This window comes from Lysinibacillus sp. NPDC096212, from assembly GCF_044763105.1.
Lineage (GTDB): Bacteria > Bacillota > Bacilli > Bacillales_A > Planococcaceae > Lysinibacillus.
The window spans coordinates 52,097-73,935 of sequence record NZ_JBIWFQ010000019.1 but is presented as its reverse complement, the minus strand read 5'-3'; the positions used below and the strand labels follow the sequence as shown (position 1 = coordinate 73,935).

The following is a 21,839-nucleotide window of genomic DNA, read 5'->3' as shown; positions in this document are numbered from 1 at the left end:
TAAGAAACATATACTTGGTTATGGATCAAGATTTAAATTATTATACCTGTCGACTAATTATCCCCTTTCATCACAAATATCAAAATAGACTTGCTGGTTAGCCAATTTTATCCTTCTTATACATATGATGAGATAATAAATGCAAATTCATATCTGCTATCAACAGATTACAACTTTTATTAAATCATTTTTTTATTCAATAATTCATTTACATAAATAATAATTATTTTGATAGAATTTCACAAAATCAGTCTAACCTTTCGTGCGAGTCTTTCTACTTCAGTTCAAATATTACAACACTGTCATCTTCATAGATTTTTGAAAAATATGTATTGTAATCTAATAAACGGAGCTGATTTTCTGCCAACCTTAGTTTATTTATTAAAAGATAACTTACTTCTAATTGGTTTAAATGAGCATAAATTTTCTCCTCATTATCTAACACACCTAATATATCTGAATATCTTGCTGCACCAAACCAATCCCCAATTGATTTTCCATTTGCGTAATAATACATATTTTCATTTAGTAAAGCATAAGTTTTCCCATCTAAATTTTCACTAAAAATTGTGCCATTATAGGTAGGTAACTTATTACTTAAATATCTATTGTCTTCCTCTAAAGTTAAAGGTGGCATCCCATCTACTTCTATTTTATTTTCTATATACTTTACTGGAGATATTAACAAACTTACAATTAGTAATATTAATATAGTATTTTTTATTTTTTTATCTTTAAATTGTTCTAAAAAATAAATAAATCCTAAAACACAAGTTAATGTTAAAGTAGGAATAATTAGTGCATAATATCTTGGTAAATTTACAGAATAAAACCAAGAAGATGTATATAAAGTAATAAATAATAACAAAAAGAAATGTTCTTTATTTTTTTTCATATAAACTATAAATATTAAAAAACCAAACCATAAAATCATGTTTAAAGCAATAGCTTCTGTTGATATACTACTTAAATATATTGGTATTCTCAGTAAGTTAAAACCATTTTTTTCCATACCATTTACTTCAAAATCCTGAAACTGTCCTATATAATCATCTTCATTCCAAATATCTCCGATACCAAAAATACTGCTCATAAAAGGCCATACAGGATTACCTGTATAAATAAAAGTTCTTATGTACCACGGTATCCCTACTAAGCTCACAATACCGATAAATTTAAATAAATCTTTAATCTTGACTTTATATACATAAATCGCCAATATAAAAATAAATCCCGCAATAACACAAGTAATGAGAGCTGTATACTTAATCCCAGCAGCAACGCCTAAAAAAATTCCTGAAATGTACATGAAATAATTTATTTTATTTTCAAAATACTCTAATATTAAAATAATAGCAGCTGTAATAAACGTAGCTAAAATTATATCTACATAACTTACAGAGCTTAAAAAAACTAGTAACTGACTAGAAATTACTGCAATAAAACCAAGAACACTGTAAATTTTGGAATTTGTTTTCTTTTGAATAAATCCGTATATACCTAAACAAAGAGTAAATAAACAAATACTTGAGATCAGCTGTGCCACTTTTACATTAAAAACCATTCCAAAGGTAAATAACATTTCTGCATTTAATGGAAAATATGGATATCTAATGAACTCATTACCACTCAAATTCCCTAAATCTAATAAAGATTGAGTAATAGGTAAATGATAACTTATATCATCCCAATGTGTAGGAGAATATAAAGTTAAGCTTAAAATAGGCAAAAATATAAGAAATAATAAAGCTATATTCAAATAGAGCTTCACATTATATTTAAAATATCTAAGTCCATAAAATCCTAATAATATTATCAATATTAAAGGTTTATATGCTATACCTAAGATACTTAAAATTGTAATGTAAAATATAACAATCGACATTCCCATTATAGTTGATATAAAAATATCTAAATGAAATGTAAATTTATTATCTATGAATTTATCTCTTATAATTATCTTCCCTAGACTCCAAAATAATAAAAACATTAATATGCTATAAATAAGATGCTTAGATATCTCCAGAAACCCTTCCATTTATGTCTATCCTCCTAAATGTTAAACTTACATTAAATCATTAGATGCAAAATTACTTTTGTTGTTTTGACCCTCTGTTTAAAGGAGTGTCTCAACCTTTAATAGCTGATCAAAGTGATATCTTAATAAAGTCGTTCATGTGTATTGAGTTTCAAATTCCATGTTATTATGGACAAATTTACTATTATAACCTTTTATACACTTGTAAAGACATTCCTACTTAAAGAATTTAGTAAAATTACTTTAATAAATCTATGATATCTTGTAAAACAGCATCCCATCTAAATCTTTCTCTATATTTCTTAACTGAGACACCTATTATACCTTCGCCTCTATATAATTTTTTTAAATTTAATTCTATCTCTTTAATAGCACGCGGATTACAATATAATCCATCTGTTCCGAAATACTCCGCAACAGGCTTTGTGTCACTCAGGATTATTGGAATCCCTAAAACAACTGCCTCCAAAGAAGCTAATCCTGGGGTTTCTATAAAACTTGGTTGAATATGTCCTTTACTGCTCTTAATAATTTTAAACACTTCGTCTTGTGGCAAGTGACTTAGAAAATACACATTATCTTTAGCTATTTTTTTTACATTTTCAAAATATGCTTCATATCCTTGAGTTGGCTTACCAATTATTACTATATTAACCTCTGTTCTATTAGCTGCTTTTACTAAATTCAACTGATTTTTTCTCGGACCAATTCCACCTACACAGCAAATATAATCTTCAGGTAAATTATATTTTAATTTTATAGCATCATCTTGATTGATAGCATCTAACTTTTTTAAATCAATCCCATTATAGATAATTTTTATTTTTTTATTTAGGCTACTTAAATTGAAATTATCTTCTAAATGATCTAATTCTGCAAAAGAGTTAGGACAAATATAATAAGCATTCTTTAAAATGCATTTAATACATTTCTCAATATTAAATAATTCCGTTTTTGTAATTTTTAAAGATTGAACAATCTCAGTATTCATTTTAAAAAATCTAGATGCTCTAACAAAGGATTTCAAAAATCCTGGTAATACCTTTTTTGCAATTGATTTCACATTAAATTGAAAAGGCATTTTTAAAGAATCTAAATTCCAATAAACTGGGAAAAGTATGTAAGGTTTATTATATCTCTCACAAGCCTTCATACATACATAAGCTTCTAACGGATTGGTTAAATTAAAGATAAAAACATAATCATGTTCACTTAAATTCTCTAGAGGATTGTCACTAATTGTAACATTGTAGTTATGACTGATTAAAAAATCTTTTATAGCATTAATTTGTACTGTATCTCCACCTGGAAATTTTGAAGAATTTATTCGATCAAAAATTAATATTTTTTTCATAATTCCTCTCAAATAATCTCATTTATTTTTCTTACACGTTTTTGCCATGTATGTTGCTCGGCTACTTTACGAAGCATTTCAACATGGTTCTTTTCCATTCCTATGCACAATGCTGCTTTCACTTGTCTTTCAAATTCTTCTTTTGAATTTCCTATAAAGACGCCTTCTATCTCTAAAACTTCTGGCAATGGTGTACTAACTACACACTTTCCCCCTGCTAAATATTCAAAAACTTTAACTGGAGAAGTACTCAATGTAATCTCATTGATCAAAAACGGTAAAATAGCTACATCAAACAGGCTTAGTAAATGCGGAATTTTATTATATGAAACTCGTTTCAAAACCTCTACTTTACCTGTTTGCTTTAGTTCCTCTACCTGCTTCTCAACTGTAGGATAAACCTCTCCTACTAATACAATTGTCCAATCTGGATTAGATTTTGCCATATACTTTACTGTTTCAAAATCAAACCATTCAGCAATTGCACCATAATAACCAATAATTTTTTTATCTGCTATTTTAACTTTTTCTAATTCTGACCAATCAAATAAATCATAATCCACAAAATCTTCTATCGTAACTGCATTCGGTAAATATAAAACATCTTTATTGAATTTAGATAAATCTTTTTTAATTGATTTTGCTGTAGCTAATAGACAATCACATTCTTCAACAGACTTCTCGAAATCTTTTAAAATATTATCATACGTATCAAATGTATCAATATAGTCTATGCAATCGTATATCTTAAAAATATTCGTATAGAGCCCCTCCCAATTACTAATTGTGTTTAATTGGTGTGGCCAATATTGCCAAATAAATACTTGCTCGTTTGCACAGCTTTTTATTAACGTCGTACCATTATTATTATCATTGAATAAATACAAATTAGGCTCTACTTCTAATAAGCCCCGAACATACCAATCTGGCTCATAAGGAAACGATGTATCTATCATATAAAAAACAATATGTCCTTCCTTTGCTAATGCTCTGGCAATTTGCTGAGGTCTTTGGAACATATATCCCCATGGGCAAGATGGAGCAGGGAAAATAAAGATTTTCCCTTCGTTCCCTTCTAAAGCATCAAGTATTTGTTTTTTTAAAACACTTTCTTTTGGAAATCTTAGTACTTTCCCTTTTATACTACGAGGCAATTTATTGATAATTTTTCTTTGTATTATCTCTGGTTTATTTTGTAATACTCTTGAAATTTTCGTCATTAATCCCATTAGATTTCAAACCTTTATTAATTATTTCTAGACTCTTGTGATTTTATAAGCTCTTTAATTGCTTTCAATTTACTTGCATCAATATAATCATTAAATTGGATTTTTTCATGGAATGTAATTTTTGTTATAAGATCAATTGTATTAGTAATATAAAGATTTTCTGTTACCTTTCGAAGTCCGTGATACGCTTCCCCATTGTAAAGTTTTGTAACAACTATCACTAACTGATTTTCATTAGTTTTATTTTCTACAAATTGTTTAAGTAATAGATTGTCGCTTGACCATTCACCTATAATTACAATAACTTCCTTTTGTATTTCTTTAACTTTAGTAGCAATAGACGTTGAATCTACTAAATTTAAAAATAAAGAGCTTGGTGGCTTAGGCATCTCCCAACTCTTATTCCATTTTTGTTCAAAATAGCTTTTATTTTTTTCCCAAATATTCCTGTAATGCTCTGACTGTAATTTTTTGAAACTAACACTGCCATGATGATAAATAAAGACATCTTCAACAATTACTAATTTATAGCCTAAACTTTTTACTTTCTCGCAGTAATCATCATCTTCAAACATGCCAATTCCATAATTAGTATCTAAATCGCCTGCTTTTTCATACACTTCTTTTTTTATAGCCACACAATAAAAACCTAATAAATCTGTATATCTAAATTTCCCTTTATTAAATTGATTAAAATCTTGTAGCCATAATCTAGATGGTCCAGAAATAGGATTTGCTATACAAAAATCTAACATTTGATCATTTCCTACAGAATTTGAAACTGGACCAGCCATACCAATTTGAGTATTTTCTTTTAACGGCTTAATAAGTTTTTCAATCCAATTTTGTGTGACGATTGTATCGTTGTTTAATAAAATAATATATTCACCTGTAGCTAGGTTACAGCCTGCTTTATTTCCTCCTGCAAACCCTAGATTGACAGGTGAAAAAAGAACCTTAATGTTAGGGTTTGCAATTCGGGCTAATTGCAATTTTGTCTCATCTGTAGAATTATTATCAACAATAATTATCTCAAAGTTTGAATATTCATTATTATGAATCAAACTTTCTAAACACTGCTTCGTATATGACCAGTTATTAAACGTAACAATAACAATACTTACCTTGGGTTGTTGATTAACAATGTATTGTTCAATTTCGTGATATCTAGTTTCCCATGTATTAGCAGCAGCATATTTTTTTCTTTCCTCAAATAATTGTTTATTATTTTCAATTAAACTTTGTTTAATGCTAGTCTCAAAACTTTCTACTGTATCAGCTAAGTACACTAATTCTTTCATATATTCTAATTCAGGAAGTTTTGTTGAAACTACAGGTTTTCCTGCCGCCAAATATTCATATACTTTTACAGGATTCGTAGCTAATGTTAAATTATTTATTAAAAAAGGAATTAGACATACGTCAAACTTATATAAGTATCTAGGTAAGCTATCATAGGTTACTTCTCCAGTTAAAATAACATTTGGCATTTTCTCTACATGAGAAACATCGCAGCCAAAAGTATTTCCTACTAAGACAAATGTCCAACCAGGATTACGTTTTGCTAATTTCCCAATTAGATTAATATCGAACCATTCTGAGATAGCACCATAATATCCGATAATTGGACCCTTTAAATTCTTTATTTCTTCAGCAAAATCCGAAGTTTTTTTTGAAAAATGATTATACTCTCCTGCGTTTCGAACAAGTAGAGTATTCGGGTTTTTTTCTATCATTTTTTCATACAGCCTTTGAGATGACGCCAATACCATATCAGAAGAATAAATTAATTTTTCTTCATTGGATAACATTTCACTTGAATTTGTTGAAAACCCTTCATGGTCATCCATACAATCATAAATTGTAATATTATTATCTAGATTTAATGAAACGTTTGCCCAAAATGGTAGATCAAGAATTGAATATGTTGCACCAATATTAAATTTTCCCTTTAAATATTCTATAGATTGATTAATAATTTGCAGGTCTTCTTCTTCAATTTTATCCCTATAAGCATTTAAAGGATTCTTTGAACATAATTTCACCCAATAAATATTAGATTGTAACTCTTTAATAACAGTATGCTTAGCTACCTCTTCAAAAGTTGGCTTGGCATTTTTCAGCCCAAAGGTTTCAATTGAAAAATAAAATACTCTATGTCCGTTTTTTTCGAATTGAACAGAAATTTGCTGTGGACGTTGCCACCTAAAATCCCACTCAATCACAGGAAATCTAAATAAGTCAATTTTCTTAGGATAACCAGTGAATAATTCACTACTATCTATTTTAGAAAGTTCACTATCTGATGAAATTTCCAAATTATATTCTGGAATTTTATACTGTTCTATATTTTGTAATTGAATAGGGCTAAATCTCGCTAATTCTAATTTTTTTGGTACTGGTTTCTTTAATATTTTTAATTTCATCCACTGTAAAAATTGTTTTTTTTCAATAGAATTTCCTTTTAAAAATTGCTCATTAATTCTACGTGCTAAACACATTAATCTCCATGCTTTAGTTGATTGCACTATTTCAAGTTTATTATTGTAATCTAAAGTATTTTGATAATAATGCTCGTTTAATCTTTTGTGCAATTCTAGGTATTTTTGAATATCAATTTTATCATTATTAATCATTACTTTATCACCACTTTACTAATCGACTTTGATATTCTCTCTTATATACGCTGAGACCTCTTCAATCTTATTATTCAATTCTTCAATAATTTGATTTTTCTCAATAATCTGTTCGTATAAAGATTGTCCCCACAAGGAAACTTCATTAATTTTTTGATTTTGATTCAGAATTAATTGATCCTTATCTCCTAGTTCGCGTTGTTGTTTTTGAAAAAATGTTGAGATTTGCTCAACCTTCACATTTAATTCCTCAATCAATCTATCTTTTCCATTAATTTCTTTTGAAAGTTCATAACCCCAATCACTTAATTGTAAGATTTCTTTTTTTTGCTCATGAAGCATCTCGTTTACACTTTTTGTATACTCTAAATCAGAGTTCAAAGTAACTATTGAGCTAATATTATTGTTTTCGGTCAAGAAGGATTGTTTAGTATAGATAACAATCGCTTGCTTTCCATCCCATAAACTACTTTCTATTAAACGACAATCAATTTCTTTAAAATAAGAAATCACAAAATCACTTATTCCTATTGGAAAACTGTCATAATTGAAAGTATAAAAATGTTCACTCAGACGTTCAACTTCTTGAAATGGAACCATAATAATTAAATGTTGCTTTGTCTTCTCTAATAATTTTTTTACTATTTCAAACGGATTGTCAAAATGTTCTAAAACATTAGAGGTGAAAATAATATCGTAGCTTTTTGATAGGTTATAAATATCATCCTTAAAAAAATTAATATTTGGATATAATAGCTTCGCCTTATCAATTGCAACTTCAGAAAAATCAATTCCATCAATATCAATAGTTTGATGTTTCTTTTTAAAAATATGAGTTCCTTGCCCCTCTGCACACCCTGCATCACATACTGTTACATCCTGTAGCGAACTATTCATCCATACTGGCAAACTATTCAATAATATATTCACAAAAAAATCAGTTTGCTGGTGCCCATCCAACTCTTCCCAATCATTTTTAAATCGCTCATCCCAATATACATTACTATTAATATCTGATTTGCTCATTATTATTTCCCCTTCATCTTTAATCATTTGAAGTCACATATTGTTTGATTTGAGGCTGTACTAATGAAAAGAATCTTTTATTTCCTAGAACTTTGAAGACAACTGCATTTTCAATGAAATCATAATAACTTGGATTATTTTTGCTTCGATCTTCTGCTGATAAAACTAGTGAGTAATCACCAGGTGTCAAAATATTTTCAAGTTCAAATTGCACTTCAACAAACTTACTCTTTGCAAGGTTTTCAAAACTAATTCCTTCATCAAAAGTCGTCGATACAATTAAGTCAAGACCATGTTTATTTCTAAAACTAAAGGCAAATCCTAAATTTTTATAATCTACATCAGTTTGTATCATTTCAGCTGTAAGTTTGATTGAGATTCGTTCACCCCAATATAAAATATCAGTTTCCTCGTTTGACTGATTAAAAATATTAAAATTTCTAATCACAACCTTATGATTTCCCCATCTGATAAATTCTTTTTCAGTTTCTTCTTCATTGTTTTTTACTTTTTTAGCTATTGCCATATTTTCAGATTTTTCTTCTAAAAACAAACTTTTTACATATTCCGAAGTTACTTCGCTTGGACTGCCTTCCTTAATTACCTCACCATGTTGAAGCCAGATAACTCTGCTACAAAAGCTACGAATAGCTTGTACATCATGCGTTACTAATATCACAGTAACACCTTTCGCTACCAATTTTTTCATATGATTCATACATTTTAACGAAAATGCAGCATCACCTACAGCTAATGCTTCATCAACTATTAGAATTTCTGGGTCTATGCATGCCTGTACTGCATATGCTAATCTAACAAACATACCACTCGAATATAATTTTACTGGATGATATATAAAATCACCTATATCAGCAAAACTCAATATTTCTTGAAGCTTATCATCTATTTGTTTTTTTGAAAAACCAAGGATTGTCGCATTTAAGTATATGTTTTCAAGGCCAGTGTATTCGGGATTAAAACCCGCTCCAAGCTCTAATAAAGCAGATATTTTTCCTTTAACTTCAAGTTCACCACTTGTTGGGGTAATGATTCCTGTAAGTATTTTTAAAAGAGTAGATTTTCCTGAGCCATTTTTGCCAATCAATCCAATTGTTTCTCCGCGTTTTATTTCTAATGATACATTTTTTAATGCTGAGAACTCTTTAAAATATTTTTTCTTATTAATAAAGATAGCTTCCTTCAAACGGTCCATCTTACTTTCATATAATTTATAGTCTTTTGTGACATTTTTTATACTAATAACAATTTCATTTTCCATTTCTATTTGCTCCTTATAGTGAATCAGCAAAATGTGGACGTAATCTTCTAAAAATAATTCCACCTGTTATCAACATGATAATAGCTATAATCCAAAAATACGTAGTTAAATAAGGATGTTCCCAGAACCAGGTTTTATATATAAAAGCCTCTCTATAACCATTAATAATATAGTAGAAAGGATTTAACTTTAAATAGAAATTGTACTTTTCTGGAATTTGTTCTAATGACCAAAAAATAGGTGTTAACCAGAAACCAAACTGTAAAATTACACTTATTATTTGACCTATATCTTTTAAAAATATTATCAATGCAGATGAGATAAAAATAATACCCGTTAATAAAATACTTAATGCAAAACAGTAGTAAATTATCTGCAAACTATAAAAATCTAAAGAATAACCATAAAAGAAAAATATCCCAATAAAAAATAAAATGAAGACTAAGTGGATTACCAATGCAGAAATCACTTTAACAAGAGGCAATAGTTCCACTTTAAATACTACTTTTTTCACTAAATAATCATTCTCAATTATGGAATTTGTCCCGTTATTCAATGTATCAGTTATAAAAAACCATGGTATCATTCCACTGGATAACCATAGAATGAAAGGAAAGTTATCGACTGGAGCAGATTTGAACCCAACCTCAAATACAAACCAGAAAACACCAATTGTAATAATTGGTGTTACAAACGCCCATAGTATACCCAAATAAGAACCTATATATTTCTTCTTAAAATCTTTCAAAGTTAAATCTGTTAATAATCTTATATTACTCATAATTTTTATACCTCATCAATATCTTCAAAAGTCAAATCCTTGCTTTCTCTATTATGCATGACGCCTAAAATTATAAATAAAGGAGCTGCTGTCCCTGGCAATGTATCATTAAATATTGCCTGAAATAAGAATGCTAACACCGCTACAGCTAACACTACCAAGCTATCTTTTCCACTAATAATTACTTTTAGGCTATTCAACAATGTAAATGCTATTATTACTATAAAGGCTATAAACCCTACAATCCCTGTGCCATATAAAACTCCGATATACATATTATGAGGTTTATCCACGATTACTTTTTCAGTTTCAAGATTCGCTCTTGCGTCCTTATTGTAATGTGGGAAATTGTACATTAATGTATCAATTCCGTAACCAAGAATAGGTCTATCTTTGACTAGATCCATGATATATGTCCAAATATAAACACGTCCTGAACCCGCACCAACACCTGTGCCCGCTATCTCTGGAAGCTCGAAACTATTGTCAGCTGCATATGCTCGATTATCAAAATCAAAAAGACTTTTGTTTAAAGTCATTGTCTCTTCTTTATATGGATTACTAGAGATAAAGAATCCAAATGTTTCATCCCAAACTTTAGAATTTTCTCCTGCTAAAACATGAACACCTGCTAGAGAAATAGCACAAAATGCTACAATTTGGATGAAGGCAAATACTTTCTTTTCACTTTTAAAAGCAATCCATAAAAGAAAAATCATCATTGCTACTAAGGTTAAGAAACCACTAGTTGATAGTGACATGAACATAATAAATACTGCAATTATTGCCATAATAAAACTAAAGATTTTATCAAAAATCTTCTGATCTATTAGACTCTTAGATAAAAACAATACTGTAACAATTGCAAACATCCCACTCATATAGTTCCCATGGTTTAATGTCCCTAATAATGTAGATCCTTCACTAATAGATGCTCCCTCAGGTAGAAATAAAGTAAAAAACTTTTGAGCCCAAGCTTTTTGAAGTAAATCTTTACCATAAAAATTCAACGTTATAATAATACTATTTATTAAAACAAATGGAGTTATTGCATATACAATATATTGAATAACCTTTTTCGGATATTCAATATTCATCGCAATAAAGAACAACACTAAATAACAGATCCAGCTGATTGCTCCATCCGAACGACTGTACTGACCATGTAATGCTATTGAAATATTCGGAGAAAAAATAGTTGATAGAACAATCGCTACAGCAAATGCACCTACAGCAGAGTTCAATTTAGTTTTGCGAATTTCACCGTTCATGAATAGTATTTTCGCCAAAAGCAATAGACTAGCTATTAAAGTAATTACTAATAAAACTAGCGCCTTATATTGTGTGAATAAATCACCTTTTACGCCACTTGATAAAGTTTCTATATTAGTAATAAGAGGAGATTGAACCTCTGTTACATCTGCCATAACGATTAATGGCACAAATCCAATAACAACAAGAAGTAACCTAAAAATCCATTTATCTACAGATTTTTGTGATTTTAAATCTTCTTCAACATCACGATAAGCTACTTTTTCATAGAACTTACTCATCTTTTATGTACCATCCTTTATTACGAATTTTCGATTTGTGCTAGTAAAGTAGCAACATGATCTTGATAATTTGGCATTTCCTCTGGTGCCCACTCCAATTTTTTACAACGTAAAAGAACTATTTTAGCATCTTCATACCTTTCAACAGCTACAAATAATTCTCCAAGCTGAATCATGAACATAGGATCTTCTACCTTATGAGGATTTATATCCAATGTTTTTTGCATATAAATAGTTGCTTGTTTCAGATCGTTCTTATTAGCGGCTATAATTGCAGCTAAATAATTTGCTATTTCAGAATTTGGTTCTTCCTTTAATACCTTTGAAATTGCTTCCCAAGCATCTTCAAATTTACCTTCTGCTTGCAATTGTGCAGCTTGATTATATAAAGCCTCATTTGCTGCAAATTTTTCGTCTTGCTTGCTTGCCATCACATTCGCCACAATCAAACTGACTACAATAAATGCAACTACCCCAGACAATATATATTTTCTAATTGACTCAGTAAATTCCATTTTGCCCTACCGTCCTTAACTAATGTCATTTTTTTCACATATTGCTATTATACTATAAGACGTCCTCTTTATGTTGCTTTCAAAGCAATCAAACGCAAAAAAGGTAATGTGGGATAAACCACATTACCTTTTTTGAATAAAAGTACAATATATCTAATCTGTTAAATTAATTAAGTGTAACGCTACCGATTGTTACAGCATTATTAGAAAGACTAGATTTTAAAGCATTACCAGCAACTGTAAAAGTAGTGATAGGTGTAGTTTTAGCAATTGCATTTGCTTGTGGAATTGTTACCACAACCTTTGTACCTGAAACGCTTGCTACTGTACCAGCAATAGTATTAATTTCTACAGCATTTCCTACTGTTACATTTACAGCTGTTGAGAATGTGAATGTAATTTGTTGATCAACTGCTGCTGAACCTACTACACCATTAGTAGTTGTTACAGGAGCAAGACCACCGTTTACATAAGTGAAGTTTTCACCTTTGTCATTTCCTGTTAATTCAAGACCTGAACCATTAACAGCTACAGTTACACCGCCATTATTTGCCTTATCATTAGTAACTTTTGTAGCTAAATCTGCTAAAGAATTATAGTAAGCTACATCATTTGAAGTAGAATCTACATTATAAGTATATACTTTATTGTTAACTTTTAATGTTTGACCTACATTAAATGATGTAATTGTAGCAGTTGCAACAGTTGTAGTTGTAGCTACAGATGCTTCTTTAGTGATTGTTGCAGTAGATAGTTTTAATGCACCAGCATTTACTTTGCCAGTATTACCAGCACGAACTACTTTAAATGATTTTTTGCCTTCAGCGTCTTCTTGATATGTTACAACAACGCCAGTTGCATAAGATTCTAATTCTTCGATGAATGCATCTACGCCAACAATTTCAGCACCGTTACCACCATAGAATTTAGCATCTTTAAGTTTAATAGGATCTTTACCAGCAAATACTAATTCTTTATCGTTAACTTCTACAACATCAGCAGTAATTTGTTTATCTACATCTGTAGTTGAAGTGAATTTTGCAGTTGCTTCTTTAGAAGTAAATGCATAATCTTTGTTATCAGTGTTAAGAGCAATACCAGTTGCAGTTACTTTTACAGAAGTAGATTTTCCATTTGCTGCTTCTACTTTTAAGTCAGTATTTGGAGAATCATAAGTTACTGTTAAGCTACGGTTTGGTGAAATAGTTTCATTACCAACTTTTACATCATTAGCACCTGTATTAAAGATTGTGTACGTAACTTTTTTAATGCTAGTATTTGGCATTTTTTTGTTACTTTGGTTTACTAGTTCAGCACGGAATGTAGCAATTTCATTTCCTTTGAAATCTGTTACTGCTTTTGTAGTACTTTTAGCATCATTGTATGCCTTAACTGCTCCGCCATCAAGGTATTCATTTTGGAAGTAAGAGATTGGAGCGATAGCTTTTGGCTCTCCTTCATCTAATTTACCTTGTTTAGCGTTAGATGTATTGATGTCAATCCAAGCGATTGGAGTTGCATAATCGTTTTCTTTTTCAGAACCAATAACAAATGTAGCTTCACCTTTGTCATTTGTTTTTACAGAAATTTGCTTAGCTGTATCTTTACCATCAGCAGCATTTGTTGGGAAGTAAGATTGGTTATCATCTTTATCAACATCAATGAACTTAGCTTCAGTGTTTGTGCTAATTACACGGTCTAAATCTTCATTGAATGCAACGTTAACGATTTCGTTTTTAGCTAATTTACCATCTTTATCTTTAACGATAACTTTGTATTCACGACCGTTTTTAACACCACGTGCCGCAACTTCGCCGCCTTCACGAGTCATTTCAAGAGTGTATTCTGCTTGAAGTGCACCGAATGTTACTTTAGAAGCTGTTGTTTGTAAAGCAGATGCTTTATAAAGTTCAGCTTTTTCATTATTGTTTTTAGTATCGTTTAGAGCAAATACTACTGGAGTAACAGCTGTGTTTGAACCTGAAACAGTGAATGAAGCTTCACCTTTAGAGTCAGTAGTGATTTTAGCAGTTCTTAAAGCAGTATTGTTGCTTAATTGAAGTGCTTCAACACCGTTAACTGTTGCGTTCTTTACTTTATCAGAAGTAACGTTCATGTTTTCAATGAAACCTACGTTGAATGATTGGTTAGCTTCTGGTTTACCTGTTTTAGGGTTTTTGTAAGTAACTTTGTAAGTTTTGTTAGCACCGTTATTGATTGTAGCACCAGTAGTTACTTCTTCAACTGATAGGATTGTGTCAACACCCCAGAATACATAACCAATTGAGAATTTAGAACGGTCACCAGTTGAATAAGCTGTTACTTCATCAGTACCGTCTTTATAACGAGTGTAAGAGTAAGATGCTACACCGTTTTCATCAGTTACTGCTTCACCAGTTAATGTTGGTGTAACGCCATCGTTGTTGTTACCTGGTACGTAGAAAGTTACAGGAATACCAGCTTTAGATTGGCCTTCAGCTACAGTAACTTGTGCTTTCACAGTTACTTGTTGACCAAGTTTACCTTGAGTAGCAGGAGTAACTAATTCAACTTTAGTTGGAACTACAGCTGAGATACCTTTGAATTTACCGATTTCATCGCCAGCAAGAGATACAGTGTACTCTTTGTCAGCTGTTTGTGGTGCAGTAGTTAATACAACAACTTTTTTGTTTGTTTGTTTAATAGCTGCGTTTTTAACTTCTAAATCTTTGATTTCGAAGTTTAGAGCTTGTACGTTTTCAACTTCATGGTCAAATGTAATTTCAACAGTTGTGCTGTTGATAGCTTTTACAGCAGCTTTTGCAGGAGCTGTGAATTCAAGTTTCATTGTACGATCTAAGAAAGAAGCGAATTGAGCACGAGTAATTGTGTCATTTGGTTTGAATGCTTTACCTGGTAGTGTAGCTGCTTTTGTTAACTCAGCAAACTCTAAAGCAGTGATTGATTCACGTTGTTCAGTATTAAGACCAGCTAAGTCAGAGATTTCGCTTGTGAATTTAGCATCTTTATACTCTTTAATTAGATCTACGTCTTTGATTTCTTTGATAGCACGAACTAAAACGATTGCCATTTGTTGACGTGCCATATTTTGTGAGTAGTTTAAGTTGCCGTTTAAGCCATTAAATGCGCCTGCATCTTTAGCAAGTGCAGCATATTGCACTAATTCTTTATCAGCAGTTGTTACTGGTAGATCGTTGAAGCGTTGTTTTGAATTCCAGTCAGTTGGAATTTCATAACCTTCAGTTTCTAACCAGCGACCTAATAATTTAACCACTTGACCACGAGAAACAAATTGGTCTGGTTTGAATGTGCCATCTGGATATCCTTTGATGATACCAGCGTCTACAAGAGAGCTGATCGCCTCTTTATGAGAGTTATTGTCTGTCACATCTGTGAAACTTGCTGCTGAAGCCACTGGTACGATAGCTGCTGCTACTAATGTAGCTGTAGCAGCTGTTGCTACGAATTTTTTGTATTTCTTTGGTTGGTTAGCCATTGAAAAATTTCCTCCTCTAAGTTCATAAAATATGTCTCTACTACAAATACATAGAATTGCAGTAAATAAACAACTACACATAAAAGTATAGTTGCATACCTAAAAGTTGTCAATCATATTTTGGGAAAGTTTCTAATTCATTTCCGGAAAAACATGGGCATGCAACTCTCTTTTACCATTGTTATCTATTTAAGCTGATTTTTCAAGTATTATTACACATCTTTTCCAACAATAATTTGGAACACAATCCTTAAATGTTCAATGTTTTTACAACAAATAACAATTATAGGTACGACATCCAATTATACAGATATGAAAATTGGTAATTCCTTTTGGTTCTATGGAAAATGTAAGGGCGTAAAAAAAGAAGACGTTTCGGTGAATGTTTTTGTGGGATCTTTGGATAATGCATCTGTAGAATTATATTTCTAGACACGAAAAAAGCTCAAGCATATAAATGCTTGAGCTTTTTTCGCTTGGGCTACCAACCGTTGTTTCCTTGCAGGGAATTCTATTTATTTCATAGAGGAAATTCCTATACAAATACAGTCTAACACTTTCAATTTAAAACGACAATACCAATTTTTAAAAATTATTGACGTTTCTGCCTTGCCACTTCCAATAAAAATAATGGAAGTGCGATTTGACGCTTGATACGCTTCGGTTCTTTCATTAATCGATAAAACCATTCAAGACCAAATTTTTGGAAAATCTCTGGTGCACGTTTAACTGTACCCGCCAGCACATCGAATGATCCACCCACGCCTTGATAAATGGTTGGGTGCAATTGATCGCGATTTGCATTAATCCAGTTTTCTTGCTTTGGACTGCCCATCGCTACAAAAAGTAAATCGGGTTGTGCTTCATTAATGCGGTCAAGTACCTTCTGTTCGTCCTTTTCATAGCCGTCCTGTGTGCCGACTATTTTAATAGAAGGGAATAATGATTCTAGCTTTGCTTTTGCCGCATCTGCAACACCCGGTTTCCCTCCGTAAAGGAAAATAGGCTTGCCACGTTTTGCCGCTTCCTCGCAAAGCTTCATCATCATATCGACGCCTGTAACACGTTCACGAATTTGCCCTTTTTGAATTTTCGAAGCAAGAATAACACCAATGCCATCTGGAATTTGAAATTCCGCTTCGTTAAGCAGCTTCTTTAAAGCAGGGTCCTCTTTTGCCTTGATAATCTTTTCCGGATTGATGGCAACAACGAGCGCCTTTTGCTTTTTTTCAATACGCCCGAATGCCATTTCCATTAATTCATCGTAGCCTTCCGTATTGACATTGATGCCAAGTACTGTTTCTTTCATCGGTTTTTCGCATCTCCTAAAAGGTGGAACTGGAAGCCTGCTTCTTCCCATTTATCGCGTTTTAAACAGTTTTTCGTATCAAAGACGATTTTTGACTTCGCTGTAACTTCAGCAGTGTCTAATGCTTTGAATTCATTATGATCCGTTAGAACAACGATGATATCTGCATCTTTTGTAGCTTCTTCTAAGCTTTGTGTTTGTGTAGCATGTTTGTTTTCTTTAATGTGTGGATCGTATGAAATAACTTCTAATCCAAGATTTTGTAACTCGTCAATAACGATTGTAGATGGACTTTCGCGCATATCATCTACGTTACCTTTGAAGGCTAGTCCAAGTACAGCTACTTTGCCACCAGCAATTTTGTTTTGATTTAAGATTGCTTGTGTTTTTTGTGCTGTAAAGCTTGGCATACTATCATTTGTATTACGAGATAAGTGAATAATTTGTGCTGTCTCGCCACCTAGCTCAACTAGGAACCAAGGGTCAACCGCGATACAGTGACCACCTACACCAGGACCTGGGAAGTGAACATTTACACGTGGGTGATAGTTCGCAAATTTAATCGCTTCCCAAATGTTTACGTCTAACTTCTCCGCTAATTTTGCAAGCTCATTGGCAAAAGCAATGTTTACATCACGGTAAGTATTTTCCATTACTTTTACTAACTCAGCTGTAGTTGCATCTGTAAGGTGGATTGTACCATTCACAAATGTTTGATAAAGCTCTTTTGTCATTTGTGCAGACTTGTCATCAATCCCACCAACGATACGGTCGTTGTTCACTAATTCTTCAAAAATACGACCAGGAATAACACGCTCTGGTGAATGTGCTACAAATAAATCGATACCAAATTCAAGATTTGCTTTGATTAATTCTGGTAGCATAATATGCTCTACAGTTTTCGGTGGTACTGTCGATTCAAGAATGACAAGGTCACCTTTTTTCAAGAATGGCACGATTGAAGCCGTAGCTTGACGCACATATTCTAAATTCGCTGTATTATCAGGATTAATTGGCGACGGAACTGCAACGATGAATACGTCCGCTTCCTGTGGTGTTGTTGACGCCGTTAAGAAACCTTCATCTACTGCTTTGTTCAGGCGCTCCTGCAATCCATTTTCTTCAATATGCAGTTTTTTCTCTTGAATACTTTTTACTGCTGCCGGGTTTACGTCCACCCCATGTACTTTTATGCCGTGGTTGGCAAACATTACAGCCGTTGGTAAACCGATGTAGCCAAGTCCAACGACACAAATTGATTTAGTCATTCTCTATTCTTCCTTCCGTTTTCAAAAACGAGTAGTTATGTTATATGTTCTATAAATGCGTGATGCATTTTGTTCTGCATTATAGTATACATCTTTCCAATGAAAGTGTGAATTAATTTGTTATTTTGAAGCTGTTTTCTGTGTCCAATTAGCAAAAGTTTTGTCTGTTTGTGGCGGTTTGGCGCGTTTATCAGCGGTTTTTTGAGTTTTATCAGCGATTATATTAGTTTTATCAGCGATTTTCAGGGGTTTATCAGCGATTATGCCGGTTCTATCAGCGATGTTCAGGAGTTTATCAGCGATTCATCTATAAACCAAACAATTTGTAACTCGAGTATTTATTAGATCCGCTTCGTGGTAATTGTAATTTTTGTAATATACGTTTTGCTATATGCTCGCTTTCAATCATCAAAAAATCGCGACATTCACGATTCGTTATCGTTTCTCCAACAAGCATATAATAATCTTTTAGCGCCTGAATATGTGCATCGCGACACCGATGTTGGCACATCTGGCACTGCCAACCTATTTTCAATTTCTCCATCCCAAACTCCCCACAGTTTTCACAATAAACACCCCGTCGCAAAGCAGAGGCATCAATTTGATAGTACTGGCAAAGTGGAAATGGCGTTCTGTGCTGCAAATGTGACAAAATAATGTTTTTGATTTCTGTCATTGTTGCTGTCTCTTTGTTTTTCTCTAAATGTTTATGCAGGAATATCGGTAACTCTTTTGCCATTAAAATTGGCAATCGTCCGTCTTCTCGATGAATATTTACATTATTAAATGGGAAGACAACAGCTCCATAAATGGGGATAGATACATGTTGGGTGTCTAAGAAATGTTTCATACTTTGAATATACTGTTCAAGCTGAATTTCCGGATGCGTAAAAACGTGGACCTCTCCAGATTCCGATGTACGAATGAGCTGGCGTGGGTCACTTTTAAAATGGACAGTTCCTCGAATATTTTTTATTTCTAATAGAATAATAGCGTTGGGGACAATGAGTAAAATATCAATTTGCATGGGAAGAACAGAGGGAAGTATTACATTGTGGAAAATGTAGCAATCATTGAGCAGTGCTATTTGCTGTAGTTCCTTCATAACATATTGCTCACCAAAATCACCAGCTTCTTTATTTTTAAGTTCCTGCTGAAAATTTTGATATTGTGGGTGCGTGGGCTGCATCCGAGTCACAAGAGCTTGGAGTCCTTTTGTCAATGGAGATGGTGCGAAGGGTTTTACGATCAATCAACTCTCTCCTTTTCTATTTAAAATTTAATAGGTTTATCAGCTAGTTTAGGATCCTTTCAGCGATTATAGCATGTCTATCAGCGGTTTTCACTTTTTTTCAGCGATTATCTCACTCTTATCAGCGATGTTCACCTTTTTATCAGCGATTGTCTTACTCTTATCAGTGATCCTCACTTTTTTTCAGCGATTATCTCATTCTTATCAGCGATGTTTACCTTTTTATCAGCGATTATCTCACTCTTATCAGCGATGTTCACCTTTTTATCAGCGATTGTTTCACTCTTATCAGCGGTCCTCACCTTTTTATCAGCGATTGTCTCGCTCTTATCAGCAGTCCTCACTTTTTATCAGCGATTGCTGTCCTTTTATCAGCGGTTTTCATTTTCACCTCTGATATCTAACTCCAACTAAAAAAGGAATCTCCTTTAGTGTCAGGGATTCCTCGTTGTTCCGCTTTCGAGTAGTTTTAGAATTGATTGTGCTTGTTGCATGTGCATTGCTAGTACATATTGGCTTGCTTGCATTAGGATTTGTGCTTTTACCATGTTCATCATTTCTTTTGCGATATCGGCATCGCGAATGCGGGATTCGGCATCTTGTAGGTTTTCTGCAGTGTTTACGGTCGCATTATAGGCGTGTTCTAGGCGATTTTGGTAGGCACCTAGTCTTGAGCGCTCGCTTGATACATGCTTTATAGCCTCGTCCATTGTGGAAATTGCTTTGTTTGCGTCCTCTTGAGTTGCGATGGATGTCTTATCGTCCAAGCCAAGTGCTCCAGCACCCATATTGCCAATAAACAGCTCGATACTTTGGCCTGCGTTGGCACCTGCTTGAATTTTAATACCGTTTGTAGCATAATCCCCATCTAGTAATGTCTTGGTGTTAAACTCAGTGTCTTTCGAGATGCGTTGAATTTCTTTTTTCAATTCTTGGAATTCCTTATCGAGGTTCTCCCGATCACTATCTGTTAAAGTATCATTGCTCGCCTGGACTGCGAGCTCGCGCATGCGCTGAATCATATCATGTACTTCATTTAGTGCACCCTCCGCTGTTTGAACAAGTGAAATACCGTCTTGGATATTTTTCGCTGCCATGTTCAAGCCGCGAATTTGCGCACGCATTTTTTCGGAAATCGCAAGTCCCGCTGGATCATCCGCAGCACTATTGATGCGGTAGCCTGTAGAAATTCGAAGCATTGCCTTGCTCATTGCACCGTAATGTCTATTCATATTATTTAAAATGGACATCCCCGTTGCTGACCATTTACCAAGCATCATTTCACCACCCCCTATTGTTATGTATATCGGTCTGTGTTAAATTCATTTAAACTTTTTTTGGTAATGTATTCTAATTTAGTAGGTTCTATATAGTAATAACTTTTAGTTCATTTTCACATTCTGGACTTTAGACCCACTAATATATAAAAGCACCTGCTTTTCACATATGAAAAGTAGGTGCTTAATTGCAATACCGTGTATTCAATTTTCGAAACCTCCGAGTTGATGGTTCTTTTGTTGTAGTAGTTCAAAAAAGAGATCTTTATCATAATCTAGTAATGCCTGGTCGATTAAATAATCAATGTTTTGCTGCTCCAATTCTGTAATGAGCTGATCTACTTCGCCAACAGTCACTGAAGATACAAGTGGTAACTGAGGCTTTGGAGTAGCGCTTTCAAGAATCGGTGCTAGATGCTCATGAACATTTGTAATTAATAATAATTGATATAATGGCAGTCGGATAAAACGATTCCCTTTCTGGAAAACAAATACCTCGGATATATTTTCAATTTGTTGTGTATTCAAGTTGATAATCATCTCTTTACCTTCGATGGGAATGAAATGGAAAATCTCATTCTCTTTTAAAATAGAGAAATATTGATAAGCAAACACGAGACGTAGTTTGTCTCCCGTGATTTTTGTGTAAAATGGCTTCATATATTGAACTTGCATCATCCTTATCCCTCCTTGTTTATTCTGATTATTCAGATTTTAACACATATCGATTATCTTGTTAACTATCTTCTCCTTGATTTTTTTATTTCAAATCATTCAGCTTATCATGTACGCATTTTAATCGTATAATGGAAGGACAGTCTTTTTT

15 protein-coding genes are annotated in these 21,839 nt (G+C 32.6%); all 15 read right to left on the bottom strand.

Going from position 1 to position 21,839, the window contains the following annotated elements:
• Nucleotides 1-274: 274 nt before the first annotated feature.
• A complete protein-coding gene (locus ACIQ7T_RS17965) occupies nt 275-2,038 on the bottom strand; it encodes an ArnT family glycosyltransferase (RefSeq protein ID WP_402872181.1) in 1,764 nt (587 codons plus the stop codon).
• Between the two features lie 238 nt (nt 2,039-2,276).
• Nucleotides 2,277-3,392 (bottom strand): glycosyltransferase, encoded by a 1,116-nt coding sequence (locus tag ACIQ7T_RS17960; protein ID WP_402872179.1) that lies wholly within the window; start codon nt 3,390-3,392, stop codon nt 2,277-2,279.
• A gap of 8 nt (nt 3,393-3,400) precedes the next feature.
• Nucleotides 3,401-4,621 (bottom strand): glycosyltransferase, encoded by a 1,221-nt coding sequence (locus ACIQ7T_RS17955; RefSeq protein WP_402872176.1) that lies wholly within the window; start codon nt 4,619-4,621, stop codon nt 3,401-3,403.
• Between the two features lie 17 nt (nt 4,622-4,638).
• Nucleotides 4,639-7,257 carry a glycosyltransferase gene (locus tag ACIQ7T_RS17950; protein WP_402872173.1) on the bottom strand — a complete coding sequence of 873 codons (2,619 nt, stop codon included), beginning with the start codon at nt 7,255-7,257 and terminating at the stop codon, nt 4,639-4,641.
• Between the two features lie 18 nt (nt 7,258-7,275).
• On the bottom strand, nt 7,276-8,283 hold the full coding sequence (locus ACIQ7T_RS17945; RefSeq protein WP_402872170.1) for a class I SAM-dependent methyltransferase: 1,008 nt from the start codon (nt 8,281-8,283) through the stop codon (nt 7,276-7,278).
• A gap of 19 nt (nt 8,284-8,302) precedes the next feature.
• Entirely contained in the window at nt 8,303-9,562 is a 1,260-nt protein-coding gene (locus ACIQ7T_RS17940) for an ABC transporter ATP-binding protein (protein WP_402872167.1), read from the bottom strand.
• 13 nt (nt 9,563-9,575) lie between these two features.
• Nucleotides 9,576-10,343: an ABC transporter permease gene (locus ACIQ7T_RS17935; RefSeq protein WP_402872164.1), complete on the bottom strand. Its 768-nt coding sequence runs from the start codon at nt 10,341-10,343 to the stop codon at nt 9,576-9,578.
• Between the two features lie 5 nt (nt 10,344-10,348).
• Nucleotides 10,349-11,896 (bottom strand): O-antigen ligase family protein, encoded by a 1,548-nt coding sequence (locus ACIQ7T_RS17930; protein ID WP_402872161.1) that lies wholly within the window; start codon nt 11,894-11,896, stop codon nt 10,349-10,351.
• Nucleotides 11,897-11,916: 20 nt separating this feature from the next.
• Nucleotides 11,917-12,411 (bottom strand): tetratricopeptide repeat protein, encoded by a 495-nt coding sequence (locus ACIQ7T_RS17925; protein ID WP_402872158.1) that lies wholly within the window; start codon nt 12,409-12,411, stop codon nt 11,917-11,919.
• A gap of 166 nt (nt 12,412-12,577) precedes the next feature.
• Nucleotides 12,578-15,907 (bottom strand): S-layer homology domain-containing protein, encoded by a 3,330-nt coding sequence (locus ACIQ7T_RS17920; RefSeq protein WP_402872156.1) that lies wholly within the window; start codon nt 15,905-15,907, stop codon nt 12,578-12,580.
• Between the two features lie 592 nt (nt 15,908-16,499).
• The gene (locus ACIQ7T_RS17915) at nt 16,500-17,216 is read right to left on the bottom strand and encodes a WecB/TagA/CpsF family glycosyltransferase (protein WP_402872153.1); all 717 of its coding nucleotides are present in this window, start codon (nt 17,214-17,216) and stop codon (nt 16,500-16,502) included.
• On the bottom strand, nt 17,213-18,484 hold the full coding sequence (locus tag ACIQ7T_RS17910) for a nucleotide sugar dehydrogenase (RefSeq protein ID WP_402872150.1): 1,272 nt from the start codon (nt 18,482-18,484) through the stop codon (nt 17,213-17,215). Before ACIQ7T_RS17910 ends, ACIQ7T_RS17915 begins: the two co-directional genes overlap by 4 nt.
• 307 nt (nt 18,485-18,791) lie before the next feature.
• Nucleotides 18,792-19,736, bottom strand: coding sequence for a nuclease-related domain-containing protein (locus ACIQ7T_RS17905; protein WP_402872147.1), 945 nt, complete (start codon nt 19,734-19,736; stop codon nt 18,792-18,794).
• 434 nt (nt 19,737-20,170) lie between these two features.
• Complete coding sequence (locus tag ACIQ7T_RS17900) at nt 20,171-21,013, bottom strand: flagellin N-terminal helical domain-containing protein (protein WP_402872144.1); 843 nt, start codon at nt 21,011-21,013, stop codon at nt 20,171-20,173.
• Between the two features lie 204 nt (nt 21,014-21,217).
• The gene (locus tag ACIQ7T_RS17895; protein ID WP_402872141.1) at nt 21,218-21,691 is read right to left on the bottom strand and encodes a transcriptional regulator; all 474 of its coding nucleotides are present in this window, start codon (nt 21,689-21,691) and stop codon (nt 21,218-21,220) included.
• Nucleotides 21,692-21,839: the final 148 nt, after the last annotated feature.